General features: G+C 72.5%; 24 protein-coding genes. 10 read left to right on the top strand and 14 right to left on the bottom strand.

Annotated features, from left to right (window positions below; translation table 11 throughout):
- Position 1 precedes the first annotated feature (1 nt).
- Genes hisA through hisD form a run of 5 tightly spaced genes read right to left on the bottom strand, consistent with a single transcriptional unit; the run spans position 2 to position 4,308 of the window.
- Positions 2–730, bottom strand: coding sequence for a 1-(5-phosphoribosyl)-5-[(5-phosphoribosylamino)methylideneamino]imidazole-4-carboxamide isomerase (gene hisA, locus JNK12_05800; GenBank protein MBL8775421.1), 729 nt, complete (start codon positions 728–730; stop codon positions 2–4).
- 2 nt (positions 731–732) lie between these two features.
- Entirely contained in the window at positions 733–1,374 is a 642-nt protein-coding gene (gene hisH, locus JNK12_05795; protein ID MBL8775420.1) for an imidazole glycerol phosphate synthase subunit HisH, read from the bottom strand.
- On the bottom strand, positions 1,371–1,961 hold the full coding sequence (gene hisB, locus JNK12_05790) for an imidazoleglycerol-phosphate dehydratase HisB (protein ID MBL8775419.1): 591 nt from the start codon (positions 1,959–1,961) through the stop codon (positions 1,371–1,373). Before hisB ends, hisH begins: the two co-directional genes overlap by 4 nt.
- Complete coding sequence (gene hisC, locus JNK12_05785; GenBank protein MBL8775418.1) at positions 1,958–3,022, bottom strand: histidinol-phosphate transaminase; 1,065 nt, start codon at positions 3,020–3,022, stop codon at positions 1,958–1,960. Before hisC ends, hisB begins: the two co-directional genes overlap by 4 nt.
- Positions 3,019–4,308: a histidinol dehydrogenase gene (gene hisD / locus JNK12_05780; GenBank protein ID MBL8775417.1), complete on the bottom strand. Its 1,290-nt coding sequence runs from the start codon at positions 4,306–4,308 to the stop codon at positions 3,019–3,021. The genes hisC and hisD overlap by 4 nt, the downstream gene beginning before the upstream one ends.
- Positions 4,309–4,541: 233 nt before the next feature.
- Here hisD and JNK12_05775 point away from each other — a divergent pair, with 233 nt between their 5' ends.
- Entirely contained in the window at positions 4,542–4,733 is a 192-nt protein-coding gene (locus JNK12_05775) for a hypothetical protein (GenBank protein ID MBL8775416.1), read from the top strand.
- A 240-nt stretch (positions 4,734–4,973) separates the two neighbouring features.
- Here JNK12_05775 and nth read toward each other — a convergent pair whose 3' ends face one another.
- The gene (gene nth / locus JNK12_05770; GenBank protein ID MBL8775415.1) at positions 4,974–5,615 is read right to left on the bottom strand and encodes an endonuclease III; all 642 of its coding nucleotides are present in this window, start codon (positions 5,613–5,615) and stop codon (positions 4,974–4,976) included.
- A 20-nt stretch (positions 5,616–5,635) separates the two neighbouring features.
- Here nth and mshD point away from each other — a divergent pair, with 20 nt between their 5' ends.
- The gene (gene mshD / locus JNK12_05765) at positions 5,636–6,442 is read left to right on the top strand and encodes a mycothiol synthase (protein MBL8775414.1); all 807 of its coding nucleotides are present in this window, start codon (positions 5,636–5,638) and stop codon (positions 6,440–6,442) included.
- Between the two features lie 7 nt (positions 6,443–6,449).
- Here the strand turns inward: mshD and JNK12_05760 are convergent, their stop codons facing one another.
- Positions 6,450–7,235, bottom strand: coding sequence for a VIT1/CCC1 transporter family protein (locus tag JNK12_05760; GenBank protein MBL8775413.1), 786 nt, complete (start codon positions 7,233–7,235; stop codon positions 6,450–6,452).
- A gap of 47 nt (positions 7,236–7,282) precedes the next feature.
- Between JNK12_05760 and rlmN the strand changes: the two genes are divergently transcribed.
- Positions 7,283–8,320, top strand: a complete 1,038-nt coding sequence (gene rlmN, locus JNK12_05755) for a 23S rRNA (adenine(2503)-C(2))-methyltransferase RlmN (protein ID MBL8775412.1) — start codon at positions 7,283–7,285, stop codon at positions 8,318–8,320.
- A gap of 25 nt (positions 8,321–8,345) precedes the next feature.
- On the opposite strand, the gene JNK12_05750 is transcribed toward rlmN, so the two are convergent.
- Positions 8,346–9,122, bottom strand: a complete 777-nt coding sequence (locus JNK12_05750; protein ID MBL8775411.1) for an NTP transferase domain-containing protein — start codon at positions 9,120–9,122, stop codon at positions 8,346–8,348.
- On the opposite strand from JNK12_05750, the gene JNK12_05745 reads away from it, so the two are divergent.
- Positions 9,121–9,474: a hypothetical protein gene (locus JNK12_05745; GenBank protein ID MBL8775410.1), complete on the top strand. Its 354-nt coding sequence runs from the start codon at positions 9,121–9,123 to the stop codon at positions 9,472–9,474. The two genes, JNK12_05750 and JNK12_05745, sit on opposite strands and share 2 nt — an antisense overlap.
- A 51-nt stretch (positions 9,475–9,525) precedes the next feature.
- Complete coding sequence (locus tag JNK12_05740) at positions 9,526–9,981, top strand: MaoC family dehydratase (protein MBL8775409.1); 456 nt, start codon at positions 9,526–9,528, stop codon at positions 9,979–9,981.
- Positions 9,982–10,006: 25 nt separating this feature from the next.
- On the opposite strand, the gene JNK12_05735 is transcribed toward JNK12_05740, so the two are convergent.
- Entirely contained in the window at positions 10,007–11,728 is a 1,722-nt protein-coding gene (locus tag JNK12_05735; protein ID MBL8775408.1) for a hypothetical protein, read from the bottom strand.
- A gap of 1 nt (position 11,729) precedes the next feature.
- Positions 11,730–12,695 carry an LLM class F420-dependent oxidoreductase gene (locus JNK12_05730; protein MBL8775407.1) on the bottom strand — a complete coding sequence of 322 codons (966 nt, stop codon included), beginning with the start codon at positions 12,693–12,695 and terminating at the stop codon, positions 11,730–11,732.
- Between the two features lie 34 nt (positions 12,696–12,729).
- On the opposite strand from JNK12_05730, the gene JNK12_05725 reads away from it, so the two are divergent.
- A complete protein-coding gene (locus JNK12_05725; protein MBL8775406.1) occupies positions 12,730–14,244 on the top strand; it encodes an alpha/beta fold hydrolase in 1,515 nt (504 codons plus the stop codon).
- Entirely contained in the window at positions 14,232–15,395 is a 1,164-nt protein-coding gene (locus tag JNK12_05720; GenBank protein ID MBL8775405.1) for a hypothetical protein, read from the top strand. The genes JNK12_05725 and JNK12_05720 overlap by 13 nt, the downstream gene beginning before the upstream one ends.
- A 67-nt stretch (positions 15,396–15,462) precedes the next feature.
- Here JNK12_05720 and JNK12_05715 read toward each other — a convergent pair whose 3' ends face one another.
- Positions 15,463–16,551, bottom strand: coding sequence for an AAA family ATPase (locus JNK12_05715; GenBank protein ID MBL8775404.1), 1,089 nt, complete (start codon positions 16,549–16,551; stop codon positions 15,463–15,465).
- Between the two features lie 317 nt (positions 16,552–16,868).
- Between JNK12_05715 and JNK12_05710 the strand changes: the two genes are divergently transcribed.
- Complete coding sequence (locus JNK12_05710; protein MBL8775403.1) at positions 16,869–18,041, top strand: DUF222 domain-containing protein; 1,173 nt, start codon at positions 16,869–16,871, stop codon at positions 18,039–18,041.
- A 91-nt stretch (positions 18,042–18,132) separates the two neighbouring features.
- Here the strand turns inward: JNK12_05710 and JNK12_05705 are convergent, their stop codons facing one another.
- The 3 genes from JNK12_05705 to JNK12_05695 all read right to left on the bottom strand — a co-directional run bounded on the left by JNK12_05705 (position 18,133) and on the right by JNK12_05695 (position 20,727).
- Positions 18,133–19,146, bottom strand: a complete 1,014-nt coding sequence (locus JNK12_05705; GenBank protein MBL8775402.1) for a hypothetical protein — start codon at positions 19,144–19,146, stop codon at positions 18,133–18,135.
- 111 nt (positions 19,147–19,257) lie between these two features.
- Entirely contained in the window at positions 19,258–19,488 is a 231-nt protein-coding gene (locus tag JNK12_05700) for a hypothetical protein (protein ID MBL8775401.1), read from the bottom strand.
- A 12-nt stretch (positions 19,489–19,500) separates the two neighbouring features.
- Positions 19,501–20,727: an acyl-CoA dehydrogenase family protein gene (locus JNK12_05695; GenBank protein MBL8775400.1), complete on the bottom strand. Its 1,227-nt coding sequence runs from the start codon at positions 20,725–20,727 to the stop codon at positions 19,501–19,503.
- 31 nt (positions 20,728–20,758) lie between these two features.
- Here JNK12_05695 and JNK12_05690 point away from each other — a divergent pair, with 31 nt between their 5' ends.
- Positions 20,759–20,965, top strand: a complete 207-nt coding sequence (locus JNK12_05690) for a hypothetical protein (protein MBL8775399.1) — start codon at positions 20,759–20,761, stop codon at positions 20,963–20,965.
- 105 nt (positions 20,966–21,070) lie between these two features.
- Positions 21,071–22,306, top strand: a complete 1,236-nt coding sequence (locus tag JNK12_05685; protein ID MBL8775398.1) for a GNAT family N-acetyltransferase — start codon at positions 21,071–21,073, stop codon at positions 22,304–22,306.
- Positions 22,307–22,404 lie beyond the last annotated feature (98 nt).

The raw sequence follows: 22,404 nt of genomic DNA, 5'->3' as shown, positions 1-22,404 counted from the left end.
CTCAGGCCCCCACCGACGCCACGAGGGCGGCGTCGAGGGTGAAGGCGCCCTCGTACAGGGCGCGGCCGACGATGGCGCCGCTGAGCTTTCGCTCGGCCACTTCGAGGGCACGGAGGTGCTCGAGGTCGGCGAGCGTCCCGACGCCCCCCGACGCGATGACGTCCACGCTCGTGGCGGCGAGAACGGCGCCGAGGCCGTCGACGTCGGGACCCTCGAGGGTGCCGTCGCGGCCGATGTCGGTGACGATGAGGGCGGCGATGCCGGCGGCCTCGAACTCCCGGGCGACGTCGAGCACCGAGCGGCCGGAGGCCTCCTCCCAGCCCCGCACGGCGACATCGCCGGCACGGGCGTCGAGGCCGACCGCCACCGGGTGGCGGGCGGCGAGGCGCGCCACCAGCTCGGGCTGCTCCAGCGCGACGGTCCCGAGCACGACCCGGGCCACACCGCCGGCGAAGAGGCGCTCGGCGGTGGCCTCGTCGCGGATGCCGCCGCCGGTCTGCACGGGCACGTCGACCGCCTCGGCGATGGCACTGATGACCTCGGTGTGGGCGGGCTCGCCCGAGCGCGCGCCGTCGAGGTCCACCACGTGGATCCAGGGGGCGCCGGCGTCGGCGAAGGCGCGGGCCTGGGCGACGGGATCGTCGGCGTAGACCGTCTCCTGGGCGTAGTCGCCCTGGTACAGGCGCACGCAGCGACCGCCCCGCAGGTCGATGGCCGGGTAGAGGTCCATGGTCAGGCCTGCTGTCCCATGGCGGTGACCTGACGGGCAGCGGCCTTGGCGAAGTTGGCGAGCACCGCGAGTCCCTTGGCGCTCGACTTCTCGGGATGGAACTGGGTGGCCCAGACGTTGCCCTGCTCGACCACCGCGGTGACGGGCCCGCCGTAGTCGCAGGTGGCCACCACGGCGTCGCCGGCGGGCGGGGCGTAGGAGTGCACGAAGTACATCCACAGCGGGTCGTCGATGCCGTCGAGCAGCGCCGACGGGCCCTGGCGCTGGAGCAGGTTCCACTGCATCTGCGGGCGCTTCTCGGTGTCGGGCAACAGGCGCACGGTGCCGGGGAGCACCCCGAGGCCGGCGGTGTCAGGCGCCTCCTCGGAGGCCTCGTACAGCAGCTGCATGCCGACGCAGATGCCCATGACGGGGCGACCGGACGCCACCGCGTCGAGGGTGGGCCCGGCGAGGTCGGCCTGGCGGAGCGCTTCCATGCACCGGCCGAAGTTGCCCACGCCGGCGAGCACCACCCCGTCGGCGGCGGCGATGAGGTCGCGGTCCGCGGTCAGGTGGGCCTCCGCGCCGACGTGCTCGAGGGCCTTCTGGGCCGAGCGCAGGTTGCCGATGCCGTAGTCGACGACGGCGATGACGGGGCCGCTCACAGCGTTCCCTTGGTGGACGGGACCCCCGCGCCCTCGACCCGCACGGCGTTGCGCAGGGCGTGGGCGACGCCCTTGAAGGTGGCCTCGATGATGTGGTGGGTGTTCTTGCCCCGTGTCTTGGTGATGTGCAGCGTGATGGCCGACGCCACCACGAAGGCGCGCCAGAACTCCTCGATGAGCTGGGGGTCGAAGGGCGGGTCGCTCAGGATCTTCTCGCCCGGGAAGTCGACCTCGTAGTGGAGGTAGGGGCGGCCGGAGAGGTCGAGGGCCACCTCGACCAACGCCTCGTCCAAGGGCACGGACGAGGACGCGAAGCGCCGCACGCCGGCCTTGTCCCCCAGCGCGTCGGCCAGCACCTCGCCCAGGGCGATGCCGACGTCCTCGACCGTGTGGTGGTGGTCGATCTCGAGGTCGCCGACGGCCCGCACCCGCAGGTCGAATCCGCCGTGGCGGCCGAGCTGGCTGAGCATGTGGTCGAAGAACGGGATGCCCGTGGACACCTCGGTGAGGCCCGACCCGTCGACGTCCATCTCGATGGAGATCTCCGTCTCCTTGGTGGTGCGCTCCCGACTGGCGAATCGGCTCACAGGATCTCCTCCAGGGCGTCGAGGAAGCGGTCGTCCTCGTCGGGTGTGCCAATGGTGACGCGCAGACACCCGTCGAGGCGAGGCCACGAGGCGCAGTTGCGCACGAGCACCGAACGGTCGACGAGGCCCTGCCACACGCCGTCGCCGTCGCCGGACCGGGGGCGGAACAGCACGAAGTTGGCACCGGAGGGCCACACGTCGACGTCGAGGTCCCGCAGCCGGGTGACGAGGCGACCCCGCTCCTCCACGATGGCGGCGACGCGCTCGTCCATGGCGTCCTCGTAGTCCAGGGCCAACGTTCCGGCGGCCTGCTTCAGCGCGTCCAGGTGGTATGGCAGGGTCACCTTGTCCAGCTCGGCGATCAGCCACGAGGGGCCGACGACGTAGCCGAGGCGGGCCGCGGCCATGGACCATGTCTTCGAGAAGGTGCGGGTGACGCACAGCGGGCGGTCGTCGTCGATCAGCGTGAGCGCCGACCAGGGGGCGAACTGGCCGTAGGCCTCGTCCACGACCAGCAGTCCGTCCACCGCCTCGACCTTCGCCAGGACGTCGCGCACGACGTCCTCGGGCTCGACCACCCCGGTGGGGTTGTTGGGCGAGCAGAGGAACGTGACCGTGGGCCGCCCGCCGGTGACCACCCGCTCGACCTCGGCGGGGTCGAGCGCGAAGTCGGCCGTGCGCTCCCCCACCAGCACGCCCGTGCCGGTGATGTGGGCGAGGTGCGAGTGCAGGGCGTAGGTCGGCTCGAAGACACCGACCGAGCGACCGGGGCCGCCGTAGGTGAGCAGGAGGCACTGGAGCACCTCGTTGGAGCCGTTGGCCGCGAAGACCTGCTCGGGCGCCACGCCGTGCATGGCCGCGATCCGGGTCCGTAGCTCGCCGGCACCGCGGTCGGGATAGCGGTGCCAGTCGACGTCCGCGACGGCACGCGTGAGGTCGTCCACCCAGCCCGCGGGCGGCGGCGCCGGCGACTCGTTCGTGTTCAGGCGGACGTCCACCGACACCTGCGGCGAGTGGTAGCCCTCGAGGGCGACGAGATCGTCCCGGGGCGCGACCGTCATCGGGGCCCACCCTCCCGGAGGCGCACGGAGTCGGCGTGGGCCACGAGGCCCTCGGCCTCGGCCAGGGTGGCGACGACCGGCGCAGCGGTGGCGAAGGCGGGCTCGTCGAGGCTGATGACGTGGAGGCGCTTCTGGAAGTCGTCGACGGTGAGGGCGCTGGAGAAGCGGGCGGAGCCGTCCGTGGGCAGCACGTGGCTCGGACCGGCCACGTAATCGCCGATCGAGGCCGGCGCGAGCACGCCCGTGAACACCGCGCCGGCGTGGCGCACCAGCGGGACGAGGTCATCGGGGTCTGCCGTCATCAGCTGGAGGTGCTCGGGAGCGATCAGGTTGGCGACCTCCATGGCCTGCTCGGGTGAGGCGCAGAGCACGGCGTAGCCCCCGTCGGCGAAGGTGCTGAGGATCTCGTCGCGACGGGGCGCGGCGTCGGTGAGGCGCTCGACCTCGGCCACCACCGCCTCGATGGCGTCTGGCGACCAGGACAGCAACCAGGCGAGCCCACCCGGCCCGTGCTCGGCCTGCACGAGCAGGTCCACCGCCGCGTAGGTGGCCGGGGTGGTGTCGTCGGCGACCACCACGATCTCGGACGGGCCGGCGAAGGACGACGGCACGCCGACGGTGCCGGCAACCTCGCGCTTGGCCACCGACACGTACACGTTGCCGGGACCGACGATGACGTCGACCGCAGGGATGGACTCGGTGCCGTAGGCCAGGGCGCCGATGGCCTGGGCGCCGCCGACGGCGTAGACCTCGTCGACGCCGGCGATCGCGGCGGCGGCGAGGGTCACCGTCGGCACCTGACCGGTCGGGTCGGGGGGCACGCACAACGCCACCTCAGGGACGCCGGCCACCTTCGCGGGGATGGCGGTCATCAGCACCGTGGACGGGTACACCGCTCGCCCGCCGGGGACGTAACAGCCCGCTCGGTCGACCGGCCGGCGCAGGTCCCGCACCCGGAGGCCGCCACGCTCGTAGTCGTGCTCCGGCGCCAGCTGGGACCGCTGGAAGTCGGTGATGCCGGCCGCGGCCGACTCGAGGGCGTCCCGCAGGTCGGGACCGAGGCCGGCGAGGGCGGCGGCGATCTCGTCGGTGGGGACCCGCAGCGGCTCGGGCACCACCCCGTCGAAGCGCTCGCTGTACTCGCGCAGGGCGACGTCGCCGCGGGAGCGCACGTCGTCGAGAATGGCGCGCACGGCGGCGACCGGCCCCGCGCCGGCCACCTCGGGCCGGGGCAGGCGCCCGGCGAGGTCGCCCGCGGCGTCACGCAGGTCGAGTCGGTTCAGCACGGGCGGCCGGTCCAGGTCCGGGGCAGGCGGGATCGGGGCATGGCCGCATCACGGTACCGGGGGGCCCTCCCGGCGAACGAGCCGGTATCGGATCGTCGGCCGGCCTCGACCGCCCGACCGGCCGCCTCGGCGATGGCATCCACCGCGACGAGTCGCTGCCCCCGACGGTGGGCGCCGCGGTTCGCCGCCGTCGCGGGTAGACAAGGGCGTCCGTCGAGTCAGGAGCCGTCCCGTTGAGCCTCGATCACGCCCAGCTGTCGTCGGTCGCCACCGGTCTCGACGAGATGATCAAGCGGGTGGCCGAGTCCGCGGACGGCATGCGCTCGGCCGGTCGGGACGATCTCGCCGGCGACCTCTATGAGGTGGAGCGGTCGCTCCAGGCGGCCTCGCGGCGCCTCGCCACCCTCGTCCGCCAACTGCGCTGAGCGGCTGGTCGGCCACGAGTGGTGGGCGAGGCTCCGGTCCACGTACCGGCGGTACCCGACGCCAAAACGTCACCGGCGCCCCTTGCGGGGCGCCGGTGCGGGCGACATCGGGCGGCGGACCCGTCTGTCGCCTTCTACCAGGTGGCGGGAACCTGGTTGTCCTGATCATACCCCCACCCTCCGCCGCGAGGCACGCACCCTCCGTCCCTTTTTTTGGGGGGTTCGGCCCGTAGAGGCCTCTCAGACCCGCGACGACGGGCAGAAGTCGTTGAGCACGCAGTCCTCGCACCGTGGGCGACGCGCCACGCACACCCGCCGGCCGTGCAGGATGAGGCGAAGGCTGAAGCGGCCCCGCTCGGCCGCGGGGATCATGGCGTTCAGCTCGTGCTCGACCTTCACCGCGTCGGTCTCGGTGGTGAGGCCGAGCAGCCGGGAGATCCGACCGACGTGGGTGTCGACGGGCAGGCCGGGGAGGTCGAACGCCACGCTGCGCACCACGTTCGCCGTCTTGCGGCCGACCCCGGGCAGCGACGCCAGGTCCTTCATGGCCGTCGGGACCTCTCCGTCATGGCGTTCCACGAGCGCGTTGGCCATGCCCAGCAGGCTCTTGGCCTTGTTGCGGAAGAACCCGGTGGAGTGGATCAGCTCCTCGAGCTCGGCAGGGTCGGCCTCGGCGAGGTCCTCGGGCGCCGGGTAGCGGGCGAACACCGACGGCGTGACCATGTTGACCCGGGCGTCGGTGCACTGCGCCGACAGGATCGTGGCCACGAGCAACTGGTACGGGTTCTCGTGGTCGAGCTCGCACCGCGCCTCGGGGTACTCCTCGGCCAGGCGCACGAGGGTCTCACGGGCGCGGCCTTTGGGGGATCGGGGGCGGGCCACGGCGTGGGAGGCTACCGGTGATGCCCGACGCTCTCTCCGTCCGCACGGCCGACGTCCCGGCCATTCCGGGGACCGCCGACGCCGAGGCACCCACGTGGGCCATGGCCGAGCGGGCCGACTGGGTGGTCGCCCACGCCCGCTGCGACCGCGACGGCGACCTCACCCTGCTCCTCGAGGACGACCTCGCCGGGTCCGACGCCGCCACCGTCGCCGCCGCTCTCGTCGACCACCTGCGGGACCACGCTGGCGCACGGGTGGTGCGGTGGTTCGTGCGCGGCGCCCGGGCGCGGGACGAGGCCGTGGCCGCCCGGCTCGCCCTGGCACCGTCACGCGAGCTGTGCCAGATGCGGGTGCCGCTCCCGCTCCCCGGCGGTCGAGCCCCGGTGCTTCCGTGGCGGGCCTTCGTGCCCGGCCAGGATGAGCAGGCCTGGGTGACGGTCAACAACCGGGCCTTCGCCGACCACCGCGATCAGGGAGGCCGGACCGTCGAGGACCTCCTCGCCCTCGAAGCCGAGCCGTGGTTCGACCCCGCCGGCTTCCTCCTGCACCACGACGAGACCGGCGCGCTCGACGGGTTCTGCTGGACCAAGGTGCATCGAGACGCCGACCCTCCCCTCGGCGAGATCTACGTGATCGGGGTCGATCCGCGGGCGCACGGGCAGGGCCTCGGTCGGGCGCTGGTGCTCACCGGCCTGGACTGGCTGCAGCGGACGGGCCTCGGCCAGGGGATGCTCTACGTCGACGCCGACAACGTGGCCGCCGTGGCGCTGTACCGGTCGCTCGGGTTCGTGGCCGTGTCCCGCGACGTGGAGTTCCGGGCGGGCTGAGTCGAACTCAGCCGGTCGAGACCCCCACGAGCGACCCGACGAGGTAGGTCACGCTGCTGGCGAGCACGGCGATGCCGACGTAGCGCGCCACCATGCGCACGTAGGACCCGTGCGTGGAGCGGGCGAGGAGGATCCCGACCGTGGCGGCGCCCAGGAGGCCGAGGACGACCGACCAGACCACCGCGGCCGTGCCGCTGCCGATCAGCCACGGCAGCAGCGGCAGCAAGGCCCCGATGGAGAAGGTGCCGAAGCTGGCGAGGGCGGCGCCGACGGGCGATCCCAGCGCCTCCGGGTCGATGCCCAGCTCCTCGCGGGCGTGCGCCTCCAGTGCCGTCTCGGGATCACGCATCATGGCCGTGGCCAGCTCGCGAGCGAGCTCGGGCTCTAGCCCTCGAGACTGGTAGAGCTCGGCGAGCTCGCGGGTCTCGACCACGGGGTTGCGGTGCAGCTCGATGCGCTCGAGGTTGAGCTCGTGCTCGAGCAGCTCGGTCTGCGCCTTCATGGAGCCGTACTCGCCGGCGGCCATCGAGATGGCGCCGGCGATCCAGCCGGCGAGGCCGGCCAGGCGGACGACGCCTGCACCCGGGCTGGCGCCGGCGACGCCCAGGATGAGCGAGACGTTGGAGACCAGGCCGTCACTCGCCCCGAAGACGGCGGCGCGCGCCACACCGCCCTGGACATCGCGGTGCTGGTGCTTGGGGACGGGTCCCTCGCCGGCCGCGCTCCCGGCCGGCGCCGATCCCGGGCCGACGGCGTCGGTGGACTCGTCGGGGTCGGGCTCGAGCGGGGACACGGAGGGCAGGTTACCGGCCCTTCCGAGGCGGCCCCGTACCCTCAGGGGTGGTGCCCAGCCGCTACGACGCCTCCCCGGACGACCTCGCCGAGCTCCTCGCCGGCCAGCCCGCGTTCCGCGCCCGCCAGGTGTGGGCCGGCCTCTACGAGCGCGGCGTCGGGCCCGAGGCCATGACCGACCTGCCCGCCGCGCTCCGCGAGCAACTGGCCACTGCGCTGCCGCCTGCGCTCACCCCGGCGGCCGAGTCGGTCGGCGACGACGGCGACACCGTGAAGTGGCTGTGGGCCCTGGCCGACGGCCGCGAGATCGAGACCGTGCTGATGCACTACCCCGACCGCGCCACCGTGTGCGTGTCCACCCAGGCGGGATGCGCCATGGCCTGCGGCTTCTGCGCCACGGGCCAGGCGGGCTTCGACCGTCACCTGACCACGGGCGAGATCGTCGAGCAGGTCGTGCGGGCGCGGGCCGCGGCGTCCCCCCGGCGGTTGTCCAACGTGGTGTTCATGGGCATGGGCGAGCCCCTGGCCAACTACGACGCCGTCTGGGCGGCCGTCGAGCGCCTCCACGGCGACCTCGGTCTCTCGGCGCGCCACCTCACCTTGTCCACCGTCGGGATCGTCCCCGGGATCCGTCGACTCGCCGCCGAGGACCTCCCGGTGAACCTGGCCGTCTCGTTGCACGCCGCCAACGACGAGCTGCGGGACGAGCTCGTGCCCATCAACCGCCGCTACCCCCTCGACGTGCTGCACGAGGCCTGCACCGCGTACCTCGAGGCCAAGAACCGCCGCCTCTCGTTCGAGTGGGCGCTCATCGATGGGGTCAACGACCGTGGCCAGGACGCCGCCGAGCTGGCCGACTACGCCCGCTCCCTGCGGGCCCACGTCAACCTGATCCCCCTGAACCCGACCGATGGCTACCGGACCCGGGGCACACCGCCGGAGAAGGTGGCCGCGTTCGCCCGACGCCTCCACGACCTCGGCGCCAACGCCACGGTGCGCCGCAACCGGGGCACCGAGATCTCGGCGGCGTGCGGTCAGTTGCGGGCGGTGCACGTGCGGCGACGCTCGGAGGCCGAGCCGCGCTGACGGGCCCGCCGGGGGCGGTCGTGCCTCAACGCACCGGGACGGTCCGGCCGCCGGTCGTGCGGATGGCGTCGCGGAGCGTCTCGCCGGGCCGCACCACGGCGCCGGGCCACAGCACCGAGCGCTCGACCTCCCCCTCGACCACGGCGCCGGTCCCGATGACCGAGGCGCCGCCCGAGGCGGCCAGGTTGGCCGCCAGGTAGTCGGCCGGGGTGCCGCAGTCGATGAACGGGCCGTCGTGGCGGACCACCTCCACCGCCCCCCGATCCGCCCACGGCTTCCAGCAGACCTCGTAGAGCCCGCTCGGCTCGTCGCTCAGTGCCGCTGCGGCGTCCCCCGGGAGGAGGCACCCGGCTACCGCCACCCGGGGCGACAGCGCGTCGGCCCCGACGAGCAGAAGGCGCACCCGGGTGCCGTCCCAGCCGTCCAGCAGGGCGTCGAGAGGGTCGGGGCACCACGCGTCGGCGTTGACCACCACGACGGCCCGGCCGGCGATCCAGGGCCGGAGCCTGCCCACGGCGCCGGCGGTCCCCAGCGCGACGGGCTCCTCGATCGACACGTGCACGTCAGGGCGCCCCGCGAGGTGCTCTTCCATGGCGGCCCGCCCGTGGTGGACGTTGACCGCCAACGCGCCGACGAGCGGCGCCAGGCGGTCGAGGGCGAGGTCCACCAGCGCGACGTCACCGACGGGGCACAAGGCCTTGGGGCGCTCGAGGGTGAGGGGCCGCAGACGGGTGCCGGCGCCGGCCGCGAGGACGATGCCGACCACCTCGTCGGGCGCGGCTCCTGCCAGACTGTCAGCCATGCAGACCCGCCGCTGGACCAATGCGTCGCAACCTCAAACCCTCCAGATGGCCGTCATCCTGCTCTATATCAGCGCGGCCTTCGACGTCCTCTTCGGCGGTTTCGCCAACCCGCTCGTGCTCCTCCTCGCCGCCGGCAACGTGGCCGCCGGCTACGGCATCGCCAACGAGCGCAAGTGGGGGTACTTCCTCGGTGTGGGCGTGGCCTCCCTGGCCGTGCTGCCCTACGTGTTCTGGCTGATCTTCGGTGGACTCAGCGCCACCTTGATCATCAGCGCCATGTTCCCGGTGGCCATGCTCGCCCTCCTCCTGCACCCGCAGAGCCGGGACTACCAGCGGATCTGGTTCCAGTAGCGATGCGGCGCCCGTTGGTCCGCGCCGCCCGCAGCGCGGCATGATCAGGCCATGACCACGGTCCTGAACGGTGCAGACGAGCTCAAGGCGAAGGTCGGGGAGCACCTCGGCTACAGCAGCTACCACGAGGTCACCCAGGAGCAGGTGAACCTGTTCGCTGACGCGACCGGTGACCACCAGTGGATCCACGTCGATCCCGAGCGGGCCAAGAGCGGACCGTTCGGCGGGCCCATCGCCCACGGCTACCTGACGCTGTCGCTCGCCCCGTCGCTGATCCCCGAGATCGTGCAGGTGCACGGCTTCTCGATGGGCGTCAACTACGGCTGTGAGAAGGTGCGCTTCCCCTCCCCCGTCCCGGTCGGCGCCAACCTGCGGGCCGGCGCCGAGCTGGCGGGCGTCGACGACGTCGCCGGCGGCGTCCAGGTGTCCATGAAGCTCACCTTCGAGGTCGAGGGCGCGTCCAAGCCGTCCTGTGTGGCCGAGGTCGTCTACCGCTACTACGAGTAGCGCCTCGGGGTGGGCGGAGGCCCGCTCAGGGCTTCACCACCCGGACGAACTGCACGTCGACGTCGGCGCCGCGTACCCGGGTCAGACGCAGGTCGGCGCCGCCGGGCAGGGACGCGTCCAGGCGCCCGCCGTCGACGTGGAAGCGGACCGTGCGCCGACGGCCCGAGTCGGTGAGGGCCACCTCCGGTGAGCGCAGCCGGCCCTCCGCACCGGCGACGGTGAGGACGAACGAGCCGCGTCCCCGGTCGACGTAGGTGACCAGCACGTCGAGGTCGGCCTCCCCGGTAGGCGCCACGAAGGCGTCGTCCACCGCGAAGCACAGGTGGGGCTGGCCGCCGGCCGCGTCGGTGCGACGGCCCTCGCGGGCGACGCCGTTCTCCGGAGCGAGCACGCCGACGTGCACCTCGCTCCCCCGGCGGCCGCGGCAGCCGGGAGCCTGCTCGAGCTGGCGCACCCACCGCTCGAGATCGCGCACCACGGGCCTGCCGGTCCAGTCCACGCCGGCCTCGTCCGCCGTGTCCTCGTCGGCCCAGTACTCGTCCGTGGCCCGTCGCAGTGCCACCCAGGCGTCGGCGGAGGTCGACGCCGTCCGACCGAGGCTGAGGCGCACCCACCGCCAATGGGCGGAGAAGCGGTCGAGGTAGCTGTCGTGGGGCACGACGTAGAGCCAGTTCGTACGCAGCGCGGCCAGCGCATGCAGGTTGGACTGGCGGATGGCGTAGCCCAGCTCGTCGGTGTCGAAGCCGCAGTCGAGGTAGCACTCGTGCTCGGCGGCGGAGATGCGCCCCGGATCCCGGAGGACCCAGTCCTCGTCGGTCACGAGGTGCCCGTCGTCCCCGATGGTCGTGCCGTAGGCGGGCACCTCGTTCAGGTGGAAGTTGGAGAGCTCGGAGATCCCGGTGCGCACCCCCATCCCGTGCTCCACCGCGTACCTCGCCAGGAGGTCATCGGCCGTGCCGAGCGACGCGAACGGATGGTCTTCCCCGGTGTAGACGAGCTTGGCCGCCTGGGTGCCCATGAGCCCGGTGAGGTCGGCCACCATCTGGTGGAACCAGGCGACGAAGGCGGGCACGGTGAGGTCGCCGGCGGCGACGGCCTGATCGACGACGTCGAAGTCGAACTCGGACCACGCGAAGCCGCCGGGGACGTAGGCCAGCACGAGGTCTGGATCATCGGCGATGCCGAGGTCCTCGAAGAGATGGCGGTAGAGGTCGACCGCGTGGCCCCAGAAGCAGGCGTTCCAGATCGGCAGGTGGCGGCCGCCGTCCTCGTCGGTGCCCGCCACCTCGAGGCCGCAGTCGTCGACGACCCAACGGGGCGCCCAACGCACGTTGGTGAGCCACACCCGCAGCCAGTAGCGCCCCGGCACGGCCAGCTGCTCGGCGAGGGGGGCGAGGTCCAGGTCCTGCGCCCGGCCGGCGAGGTCGTCGTGGTAGTCATCCTCCGCGGGTTCGAGCATCCGCCAGGTGACGTCGACGGCATGCACGTCGACGTGGCGCGACGGGTCGGCCCGCTCGGAGAAGAACCCGGCGCCGGGCGCGGCGGTGGTACCGGCCGGCAGCGACCAGTCGTCGCCCGCCACCGAGCCGGCGACGCTGATCGCGCCGGTCCCGTCGCCGGCGGCTGCCTGCGCTGCGCCGCGGTCGCCCGGCGCGGTCGGGAGCGCCACCGCCAGCCCGGCGGCCACGAGGACCGCCGCCGAGGCGACGAGTCCCAGGACGCGGCGAGGGCGGCGCCGGTGGCTCACGTCAGCGCAGCTCGGGCAGGACCTTCTCGGCGAAGAGGCGCAGGGTGTCGTGCTCGGGGAGGTCCGCGCACCAGGCGACGATGCCGCCGCAGCCGAGGGCGCGGTACTCCTCGATGCGGGCGAGCACCTGCTCGGGCGTGCCCACGAGGTTGCCGGCCCGCCACGAGTCGAAGGGCTCACCCCAGAAGGACTGGGAGCCGGCGGCGACGATCTCCTCCTCGGTCTCGCGCACGAACAGCTCCGGCGACCAGGTCATGGTGATCTCGTCGAGGTCGCGCCCGACGGCGTCGCAGTGACCGGCGAGGACATCACGCTTGTGGGTCCACTCGTCGGGCTTGCCCCCGAAGTTCGAGTAGTCGGCGAGGCGGGCGACGATGCGCAGGGTGACCTGCTCGCCGCCGCCGCCGATCCAGATGGGCGGGTGCGGGTCCTGGAGTGGCTTGGGATCGCACTGGGCGCCCGCCACCGAGAGGTAGGTGCCCTCGTAGGTGGCCTCCGCATCGCGCCACATGCGGGTGACGATCTCGACGGTGTCGCGCAGGAGGCCGAGGCGCTCCTTGGCCGCGGGGAACGGGTACCCGTAGGCGTTGTACTCGTGCTCGTACCAGCCGCCGCCGATGCCCCAGTCGAGGCGACCGCCGCTCATCACATCGATGTTGGAGGTGATCTTGGCCAGCAGGCCCGGGTTGCGGTAGCCGGCGCAGCCGACCATCTGTCCGAGGCGGATCGTGCTCGTCACCTGGCTCAGCGCGGCCATCGTCGTCCAGCACTCGAAGATGGACTCGTTCGACGGCACCGGCACGTTGTGGACGTGGTCGTACACCCAGACCGAGTCGTAGCCGAGCTCCTCGGCGAGGACGGCGGTGTCGACCACCCGCTGCCACTGGGCCTGGGGGTCGGGGATGGACTTGAGCTCGGTCTTCCACCCCTGGGGGGTGAAGACACCGACGTGGAAGGGTCGCGACATGGCGTCAGGTTAGGAGCGTCGTAGCCTCGGCGGCGTGTCCGGCCCCACCCCGTCCCCCCGCTCCCCCCGCCCCGCTCCGACGGCCCTCGTGCTGCTCGTCGGGCTCATCGCCCTGGTCGCGGTGGCCTGCGGCAGCGGGGTCCAGGAGACGGGTGCTCCGGACGTCGACGAGGACGTGTTCACCCCGGCCGACCCCACCACCGTGCCCGCCCCCGAGACCGACATCGACTTCGGCCCCTGTGACCTGGGCTTCGGCGAGTGCGGCACCGTCACCGTCCCGCTCGACCACTCGGACCCCGACGGCGACACCATCGACGTCGAGGTCGCCCGTGTCCCGGCGGCGAACCCCGACGAGCGCATCGGGGTCCTGCTGACCAACCCCGGCGGCCCGGGCGCCAGCGGGATCGAGTTCGCCCTCGCCCAGCCGTTCCCCCAGGAGGTGCTCGACCGCTTCGACATCATCGGGTGGGACCCGCGCGGCGTCGGTGGCACCGAGGGCCTGACCTGCGGTGAGAACGTCGACGCCTTCCTGGACATCGACCCCGAGCCCGACTCGAACCGCGAGCAGCGCCAGCTCGACGAGGCCGCCCGGGCCGTCGCTGACGAGTGCGAGCAGACCGACGGCGAGCTGCTGCCGTTCGTGGGCACCCGTGACGTCGTCCAGGACATGGACGCCATCCGGGAGGCACTCGGCGAGGAGCAGATCAGCTACGCCGGGTACTCCTACGGCACCGCCCTCGGCCTCGGCTACCTGGAGGAGTTCCCCGACCGGGTCCGGGCCATGGTGCTCGACGGGGTGGTCGACCCCACCCAGGACCTCACCGGCTTCCTGCTCGCCCAGGGCCAGGCCATCGAGGAGCAGGTGAACGCGCTGCTCGACGGGTGCGCCGACGACCCGTCCTGCCCGCTCGACGACGCCGGCGCCGCGTTCGACCGGGTGGCGGCCCAGCTCGACGAGGAGCCACTCCCGGGTGGCGACGGCGAGGTCGGCCCGTCCGAGCTCCAGACCGGTGCCGTGTACGCCACCTACGGGTTCGAGGGCAACGACGCCGAGCTGCTGTGGCAGGCGCTGGCCGACGCGGAGGACGGTGACGGCGACGCCATCGCCGCACTGGCCCAGCAGTACTACGACCTCAGCAGCTACACGCCCTACGCCGCCGTGGAGTGCGTCGACTCCGAGGTGCCCCAGGGCAGCGAGGAGTTCCAGGCGTTCGCCGACGAGCTCATCGCCGTGGCGCCCCGCACCGGCGCCTCGGTGGCCAACGAGCTGCTGCCCTGTGCGTTCTGGCCGGCGCCGCCCTCGGGCGACCCCCACGTCGTCACCGCCCCCGGCTCCCCCGCCGTGCTCGTCATCGGCACCACCGGCGACGCGGCGACGCCCTACCAGCAGTCCGTGGATGTCGCCGAGAACCTGGAGGACGGCCACCTGCTCACCCTCGACGCCACCGGCCACGTCGCGTCGGGCCGCAGCACCTGCATCGACGACGCCAGCGCCACCTACCTCATCGACCTCGTCCTGCCCCCGGAGGACACCGTGTGCGAGGAGTAGCGGCGCTGCGCGTCTCGCTCGGGCGGCGCGCCGGTCTGCTGGCCGGCCTGGTCCTCGTCGTCGCCACGGCGGCCGCCTGCGGGACCGTCGATCCTCCGGCGGTCGCGGCGACGCCTGAGCCGGTGGCGTCGCCGCCCGTGGGCACGACCGTGGGGCCATGGACCCGCCTGCCGGACCCACCGCTGGCCGCTCGCCATGACGCGCTCGCGGTGTGGACCGGTGACGAAGTCGTGGTCCTCGGCGGCAGCATCACACCGCCCTGCCCTGGCAACGCCCTGTGCGCATCTGGCCTCGACCGGATCGACGGCGCGGCGTACGACCCGGTCGCCGGCACGTGGCGCCGGATCGCCGACGCCCCGGCGGCGGTCACTGCGAACGCTGCCGTCGTCCTCGACGGCGACCTCTACGTGCTCGAGTCGGGCGCCGGCGGGGACGGCAGCCAGATGCTCCGCTACGACCCCGAGGCGGACGTCTGGACCGTGCTCCCGGGTCCAAGCACTACCCAGGGTCGACGGCTCCTCGCCTGGGGTGACCAACTCGTCGCCGTGATGGAGAGCGCACCGACACCGCCGACACCGCCGACGACGGCCCACGAGATCTGGGACCCGGCCACGGCGACGTGGACTCCGCTCCCGCCCGACCCGATGCCCGCCGAGTGGTATCGCTTCGGGTTCACCGTCGGACCGGACCTGTACGTCTCGACCATCGACACCCTCGCTCGGTTCGACGGGTCAGCGTGGGCGCTCGTCCAGGTTGGCGACGACGGAGCGACCTGCGATGACCTGAGGGCAACACGGGGCCCGAGTGCTCCCGACACGGTGCTCATGCCGCGAGGGCCGGACTCGCCCGCCTTCTGCGTTCGCGACGACGATGCCTTGGCTGGCGTCGAGGCGCCGCCGTCGTACGACGCCGCCACGCGGATCATCGAGTTCCCGCTGGGCGGCGATGAGCGAGCGGCGCTGGGGACCTCGGTCTACGACGCCGCTGCCACAGCCTGGATGTCCCTCGACGCCCCCAACACGCTGCAACGCGAGGGCATGGCCGCGGTGTGGGCCGGCGACGAGCTGTTCACCTTCGGCGGCGCCGCTCGAACTGACACATTCGACACCCCCGTCTACGGCGACGCCTGGCTCTGGACGGCACCCGGATAGCCACCGCATCAGGGCTACCGCCACGCCCGCCTGACCCGGGACGCGGGCAGGTCGCCGGTGGCGGCGATCATCTCGCGAGGAATCGGGTCTCGCCGTTCACCATCTCGAGCGAGTACCCGGCGGTCTCCCTACCACCGTGGAGGCGGTCGGCGAGTCCCGCCGAGTGGGTGGTGACCACGATCTGGGTCGTTGCGCTGGCGGCGGTGATCAGTTCGGCCAAGGCGGGCAGGAGGTCGGGGTGCAGGCTGGTCTCAGGTTCGTTGAGGACCATGACGGTGGGCGGTCGCGGTGCCAGCAGCGCGGCCGCGAGGAACAGGAAGCGCAACTGGCCGTCCGACAGCTCCATGACCGACAGCGGTCGATACAGCCCGGGGACCTTCAAGGCGAGGTGCACCGGCCCGGATTCGTCGGCATCGAGCAGGAGGTCGCTGCCCCCGAAAGCCTCAGCGATGCTGCGCCGGAGCGTGTGCCCGTCACCCATGCGCAGGATCGTCAACAGCGCGGCGGGGAGGTCGGCGCCGTCATCGGCCACGGCCAGCGTGCGGGTGGCCAGGCCGGGGCGGCGAGCGGGGGCGTCGGGGTCGGTACGGACCTGATGATGGAAGCGCATCCGCCGCAGGGTCTCACGCACCTCGACGAGCTCGGGGAAGTGGTGGGCATCGACGAGCTGCGAGAGCGCGGACTCTGAGCCCACCAGCGTCGCCGGCATGGTCACGCGCCCGCCTTGCTGATCGGTGGCGAACGCCGTGTTGCCCGCCCGGTCCAGGAGCTCGACTCGGGTGGCACCGGTATCGAGGACGACGTGCTCGTGGGTGACCACGGGATCGAGGGGGAACACCGGCCCCTCGAGCTCGAGCTGCCCTCGGCCGGCGGTGGCGAGCGTCACGTCGTGGCAGAGGTCGCCGAGGCGCACCTCCAGCTCCACTCGTGGCTCCCCCTTTCGCCATCCGGCGTGAACGATCGACGCCAGCCCGCCTTCGGCCACGACGGCTCGCGCCAGATCTCCTTCGGCGCAGGCGTGCACCAGGTGCATCGCCCGGTACAGGTTGGTCTTCCCCGAGCCGTTCGGCCCGACGACGACCGTCACCCCGGCCAGGTCGACGGTGACCTCGGTCAACGACCGATACCCGGCGATCCGGACCCGGTTCAGTGGCACCTCTGGAGTATGTCCGGCTGGGCGATTCCGGGCGCTCCGCTCCCCTCGCCGACACCGGGCGCCCATCGCAGTCTGCCGGCCCGGCTTGGCGGAGGAATTCCCCGGAAACCCTTGCGGGCATTGGGATCGGCGGCTAGGGTACGAACATCAGTTCGCAGCCCTGACAACGCACTTCGGTGCTTGCAGGTCCGGATTTTCTGGCTGCCGCTTCCCCGTTGAGCTGTCGTCCGTTGGGAGTGGTCGCCGTGCGTGCAGAGCTGGTCCACCTTCGAGAGAGCACCGAGAAGCTCCGGACGGTGACGTGGGCGAACGAGCCAGTGGCAACGCTTGAGGACACGGTCGTCGAGGTGGCGTCGGTGCGGGCGATGCTTGAGTCGATCGAGTGCCAGGCCCTCGCCGCCTACGACTCCTCGAAGGAGTACAAGGCCACCGGCGACACCTCCGCCGCCGCCCGCATCTCGTGGCTCACCCACTCACGCAAGAGCGCAGTGGAACGGCGGTGCCGGCTCGGCCGGCAGCTGCGGTCGATGCCCCACACGGTGGCGGCGTTCGAGCTCGGCGAGATCGGGCTCGACCACGTCGAGGTGCTGTCCAAGGCCAGGGTGCCCACGCTCGCCGTCCGCTTCGCCCAGGACGAAGAGCTCCTGGTCGGGTACGCACGGGAGCTGCCCTTCGACGAGTTCTCCCAGAAGGTGTCCCGGTGGCGTGACGTGCTCGCCCCCGAGGACGCCGAAGAACGCGCTCTGTCCCAGTTCGAGGCACGTGAGGCCCACTCGTCGGCGACCTTCGAAGGGATGGGCCGGGTCGATGCCTGGTTGGACCGGATGGGGTTCCACGAGTTCGACACCGAGCTCCGACGCCACGAGCAACAACTGTGGGAGCAAGACTGGGCCGACGCCCGGGCCCGCCTCGGTGACCGCGCCACGAAGCACGACTTGGGCCGCACCGCCGCGCAGCGACGGGCCGACGCGCTCGTGGAGATGGCCCGGTCCTCCGCCGCCCACGGCGGCGCCGGGGCCGAGCCCAGCCTGGGCGTCACGTTGGTGGTCGACAGCGACACCTACTCGACGGTGTGGGCCCGGCTCATCGCCGAGATGCACGGCGAGGACCCGAACCGCCACCTGTACCCGATGGATCGCCGCTGCGAGTTCGCCGACGGCACGCCCGTCACCCCCGAGCAGGCGCTCTTCACCTCGATCACGGGGTGGCTCAACACCCTCGTGACCGACCCCGACGGCTTTCCCCTCTCCCACGGACGGGAGCGCCGCTGGTTCAGCGGCACCCAACGCCGAGCCGCGCAGATCGCCTTCCCGGTCTGCGAGCACGAGAGCTGCTCCGTCCGATCCCCGCACTGCGAGATCGACCACGTGCTCGCCTGGATCGACGGCGGCCTCACTGACAGCCTCAACGCGAAACCCCTGTGCAAGGCCCACAACCTCTGGAAAGAGCACGTCACCGCCCGCCGCCGGCGGCGACGACCGGCGCCCTGACGGGCGCGGGCGGCGAGAACGAAACCCCTCGAGGGCGGGATGACCGTTGACCTCATCGGACGCGCTCGAGAGGCGGCGCCACGGTGACGACTCAGTCTCGGCAGCGGGTGATGCGCAGGTAGGCAGGTTCGTGCTGATCGCCGTCGACGACGACCAGGTCCACGGTGCCGGCGCCCGAGGCACCGTGCCTCGTGAGGACGGCCGCTCGCCCGCGAAAGCGCACGGGTTCCGAGGTCAGCTGTTCGTAGCCCCACGCTTCGATCTGGCGCCGGTAGTCACCGACGACCGCTTGTGCGTCAGGGCCGTCGATCGCCACCAGGGCGTCATACCCGGTGGTGCCACACCACTCGGTTGCGACCGGGGTGAGCACCCGGCTGCCCTCGACCACCTCCAAGGGTTCACCCTCCACCCCGTCGGACTCGATCAGATCTCCGGGACCGGGGGTCGGCGGTGGCGTGGGCTCCTGAGCCAGCTCGACCTGGCTCCCCGCCAGCGGAGGGACAGGATCGAACGGACGTGCCTGCGGCGAGCCACGGCGAACCCCCGGCGCCCAGCGCTCCACCTCGACGCTGACGTGCGAGACGTACACCCCGAAGGGATGGTCCGCAGCCGTACGCCGGGTCACCACCCGTGCGATGGCGACCGTGCTTCCGTCCTCGACGATCGCTCCCTCCACCGAGCAGCCGACGTCGCTGGGATCGGCCCCCTCCGGCTCGGCGCCTCCCGGCGGCGCGTAGAAGCTGCGGTCGCTACTCACGTAGGTCACCCCGCAGGCGTGCCGACCTCGCACGATGGAGAAGCCGGCGTCGCGCAACTGCTCGACGTAGGCGTTGTGCACCTCGACGGGATCGCCGGTCAGCTCCAACACCGCCTCCCAGCTCTCGGTGGCGCTCTCCCCGCCGTACGTCCCCGAGAGCGACGGCCACACCGTGCCGACCAGATTGGTTCCCGCGACCACGGCGAGGCCGTCCCCCAGCGGCGTGTCCGGCCCCAGGAGCGCCTCCTCCTCCGGCTGGCCAGCCGTCCCTGCGCTCGGCTGCTCGATCGACGAGCTGCAGCCCGCTGCGAGCGCGAGGAGGGCAACTCCCACCAGCATGCGGCGCACCTACGCACGCTACGGCGATCGACGGCCTGACGGGTGCAGACGTCGACGGAGAAAGGGTGGGGCATCCGCAATGAGGACGGCGCTCCTGGCGCGCCCATGCGGTTGCAGACGTCACCCGCTGCGCCGGTCACCGCCCTGGCGGGCGCGCCACCAGTCGACGGCACGGAACGCCGCCTCGGTCAGCCGTTCCACCAGCCGGTAGAAGAGCAGGAACGGGACGAGGACGAGCACGCCGGCGCTCGAGAAGCCTCGGAACCCGTCAGCTACCTCTTGGCCGTCGACCAGCGCCGGCGGTGGCGGTGGCGGTGGCGGTAACCACTCCGGTGCGTCGTCGCCGTGCACGCCGCCGCCGGCCTACAACGGCAGGTTGCCGGTGGCGGTTCTCGTGCTGCCGGTGTCCTTGTACGCCGCGATCGTGCGCTGGGCGATGCGCATCTGGTGGATCTCGTCGGCGCCGTCGGCGAAGCGGCTCCAGCGGGCCTGGGTGAGCATGTCGGCCAGCGGGGTGTCGGTGGAGTAGCCGAGGGCGCCGTGCACCTGGATGGCCCGGTCGATGATCTTCCAGAGGGCGTTGGCCACGTGGTGCTTGGCCATCGAGACCTCGGACTTGAAGTCCTGGCCGCTGTCGATGAGGTAGGCGGCGTGCAGGACCATGAGCTTGGACTGGTAGAGCTCCATGGTGGAGTCGGCGATCATCCACTGGATGCCCTGCTTCTCGGCGAGGAGCGAGCCGTGGGAGTAGCGCTCGAGGGAGCGGTCCACCATCATCTCGAGGGCGGTCTCGGCCTGGCCGATCCAGCGCATGCAGTGGGCGAGGCGGGCGGGGCCGAGGCGGGCCTGGCCGAGCAGGTGACCCTCGCCGCGCCCGCCGAGCATCTGGTCCTTGTGCACCCGCAGGTCGGTGATGCGGATCTCGCAGTGGTTGTGCCCGCCGGACATGGTCTGCACGTCACGCACGACCTCCCAGCCCTCGCTGGGGATGTCCACGAGGAACGCGCTGTTGGCGGCCTGGGGCAGGTCGGGGTCGTCCTCGGTCCGGGCGATGAGGATGGCGAAGGCGGCGCCGCGGGCGCCGGAGATGAACCACTTGTGGCCGTTGATGACCCACTCGTCGCCGTCCTGGTAGGCGCGGGTCTGGATGAGGGTGGGGTCCGAGCCGGCCACCTCGGGCTCGGTCATGGCGAAGCACGAACGCTTGTAGCCGTCGCACAGCGGCTTGAGGTACTTCTCCTTCTGCTCGTCGGTGGCCCAGTGCAGCAGGGTGTGCATGTTGCCCTCGTCGGGGGCCTGGGCGTTGAGGGCGAACGGCCCCATGCGCGAGCGGGCCGCCTCGGCCGAGACGCTGGCCATGGCCACGTGGCCGAGACCCATGCCGCCCCACTCGGTCGGCATGTGGGGCAGCCACAGGCCCCACTCCTTGGCCTTGCCCCGCATCTCGATGATGCCCTTGATCCACTGGTCCCGGTCCCAGTCCTCGGCCGCGGCGGCGTCCTCGACGGGGCGGACGACCTCATCGACGAAGGCCCGCACCTTCAAGCGGATCTCGTCGAGCTCGGGCGGGAACGTGAAGTCGATGGCCATCGGCCCACCATACGCAGCCGACGACGCCAGAATGAGGGCCGTGCTCGCCGCCCAGTACGTCCGAGATGCGTTGGAGGTCGCCATCGTCATCGCCATCGGCGGCATCTTGTGGTCCAGCATCTCGAAACTGCGTCGCGGCGAGATCAAGGTGGTGCGTTGCGAATCGTGCGGGCGACCCACCTCGCGGGCGTACCCGAACTGCAAGCACTGCGGCGTCCCCCGCGCCGACGCCGCCTGAGGCGCGGCCGACGTCTTCCCGAAGGACGCCCGGGCCGGCCCGCAGGTGGTGCCCGGAAGAGGATTCTCCGGCCGACGGAGCCGGGCGCCTGCGTAGGTTGGCACGATGACCGGCGTGACCCGTGACCTCGGAGGCGGGCTGGTGCTGCGGCCGGCGACCACCGCGGACCACGAGGGCATCGTCGGCCTGAACATCGCCGCGCACGGAGCCACCGAACGGGGCGCGGTCGAGCACCTGCTCTCCCAGCGCTGGGTCGTCGTGGTCGACGCCACCGAACGCGTCGTCTCGTGCTCGGTGCTCCTCGACCACGAGGGCCGGTACGGGTCCGTGCCGATCCGCATCGGCCAGATCGAGTACGTCGCCAGCGCCCCCGAGTTCCGCCGCCGCGGGCTGGTCCGGGCCCAGTTCGCCCACCACCACGAGGTGTCCGAGACGCTCGGCCAGCACCTCACCGTCGTCACCGGGATCCCGTACTTCTACCGTCGCCTCGGCTACGGGTACGGGCTCGACTGGCCCGAGCGGCTTCGCGTCGTCGACCGCCACCTCGAGGCCGACCCGGGCTGGAAGGTCGAGCGAGCCGTCGAGGCCGACCTCGACGCACTCATGGCGCTCGCGGAGCGGGCCCACCGCGCCGCCGACCTCGTCGCCTTCCGCCCCCGGGACGACTGGGCCTGGCTCGTCGGAGAGGCGATCGGCCACGACGAGGAGGTCCTCGTCGCCCGGCGCGACCGCCCGGACGGCGGGCACCCGCCGGCGGAAGGCTTCGCCCGACTCCAGCGTCACGGCGACGCGAAGTACGCCCGATGTGAGCTGTTCGACGCCGCCGCCGACTCGATCTCCGCCGCTCGGGCCCTGCTGACCCACGCCCGCCGAGGCGAGCTGGGCGCCGACCTCGCCGTGCTGGATCGGCCCGGCACCGCGTGGTCGGCCGCCGTGCGGGCGGCGGCGGAGCCCACCCAGCGCTACCACCCGGTGTACGCCCGCATCGCCGACCCGGTGGCGTTCCTGCGCCACGTGCGACCGGTCCTCTCCGACCGTCTGACGGCGTCGGCCTTCGCCCGCGAGGTCGGCACGCTCGTGCTGTCGACCTACGTGGCGAGCATCCAGGTCTCCTACGAGCGCGGGAGGGTCACGGACGTCGAGCCCGGTCCCGGGATCGAGGATCCGTTCGAGGAGGGCCTTCCCGGGGTCTCGCCCGACGCTGTGCCGGCGCTCCTCCTCGGCCGCTTCGGCGCGTCGGGCCTCGACGCGCGGGTCGACGACGCCATGCTCGGTCCCGCGCTCCCGTTGCTCGACGTGCTCTTCCCGCCGATGCGGGTCGACCTGCCGACCACGGTCTGAGCACCCCGCTCGGCGGCGGCGCCGGCCCCGGCCGAGCTCGACTCGAGTGACGACCGTCGAGAGGCGGGACGGCCCAGGCCTCGCCGTCGCGGGGGTTG

The sequence above is a fragment of the Acidimicrobiales bacterium genome, from assembly GCA_016794585.1.
Taxonomy (GTDB): Bacteria; Actinomycetota; Acidimicrobiia; order Acidimicrobiales; family DATDAH01; genus JAEUJM01.
The sequence above is the reverse complement of the archived record's forward strand: the minus strand, read 5'-3'. Positions and strand labels throughout refer to the sequence as shown.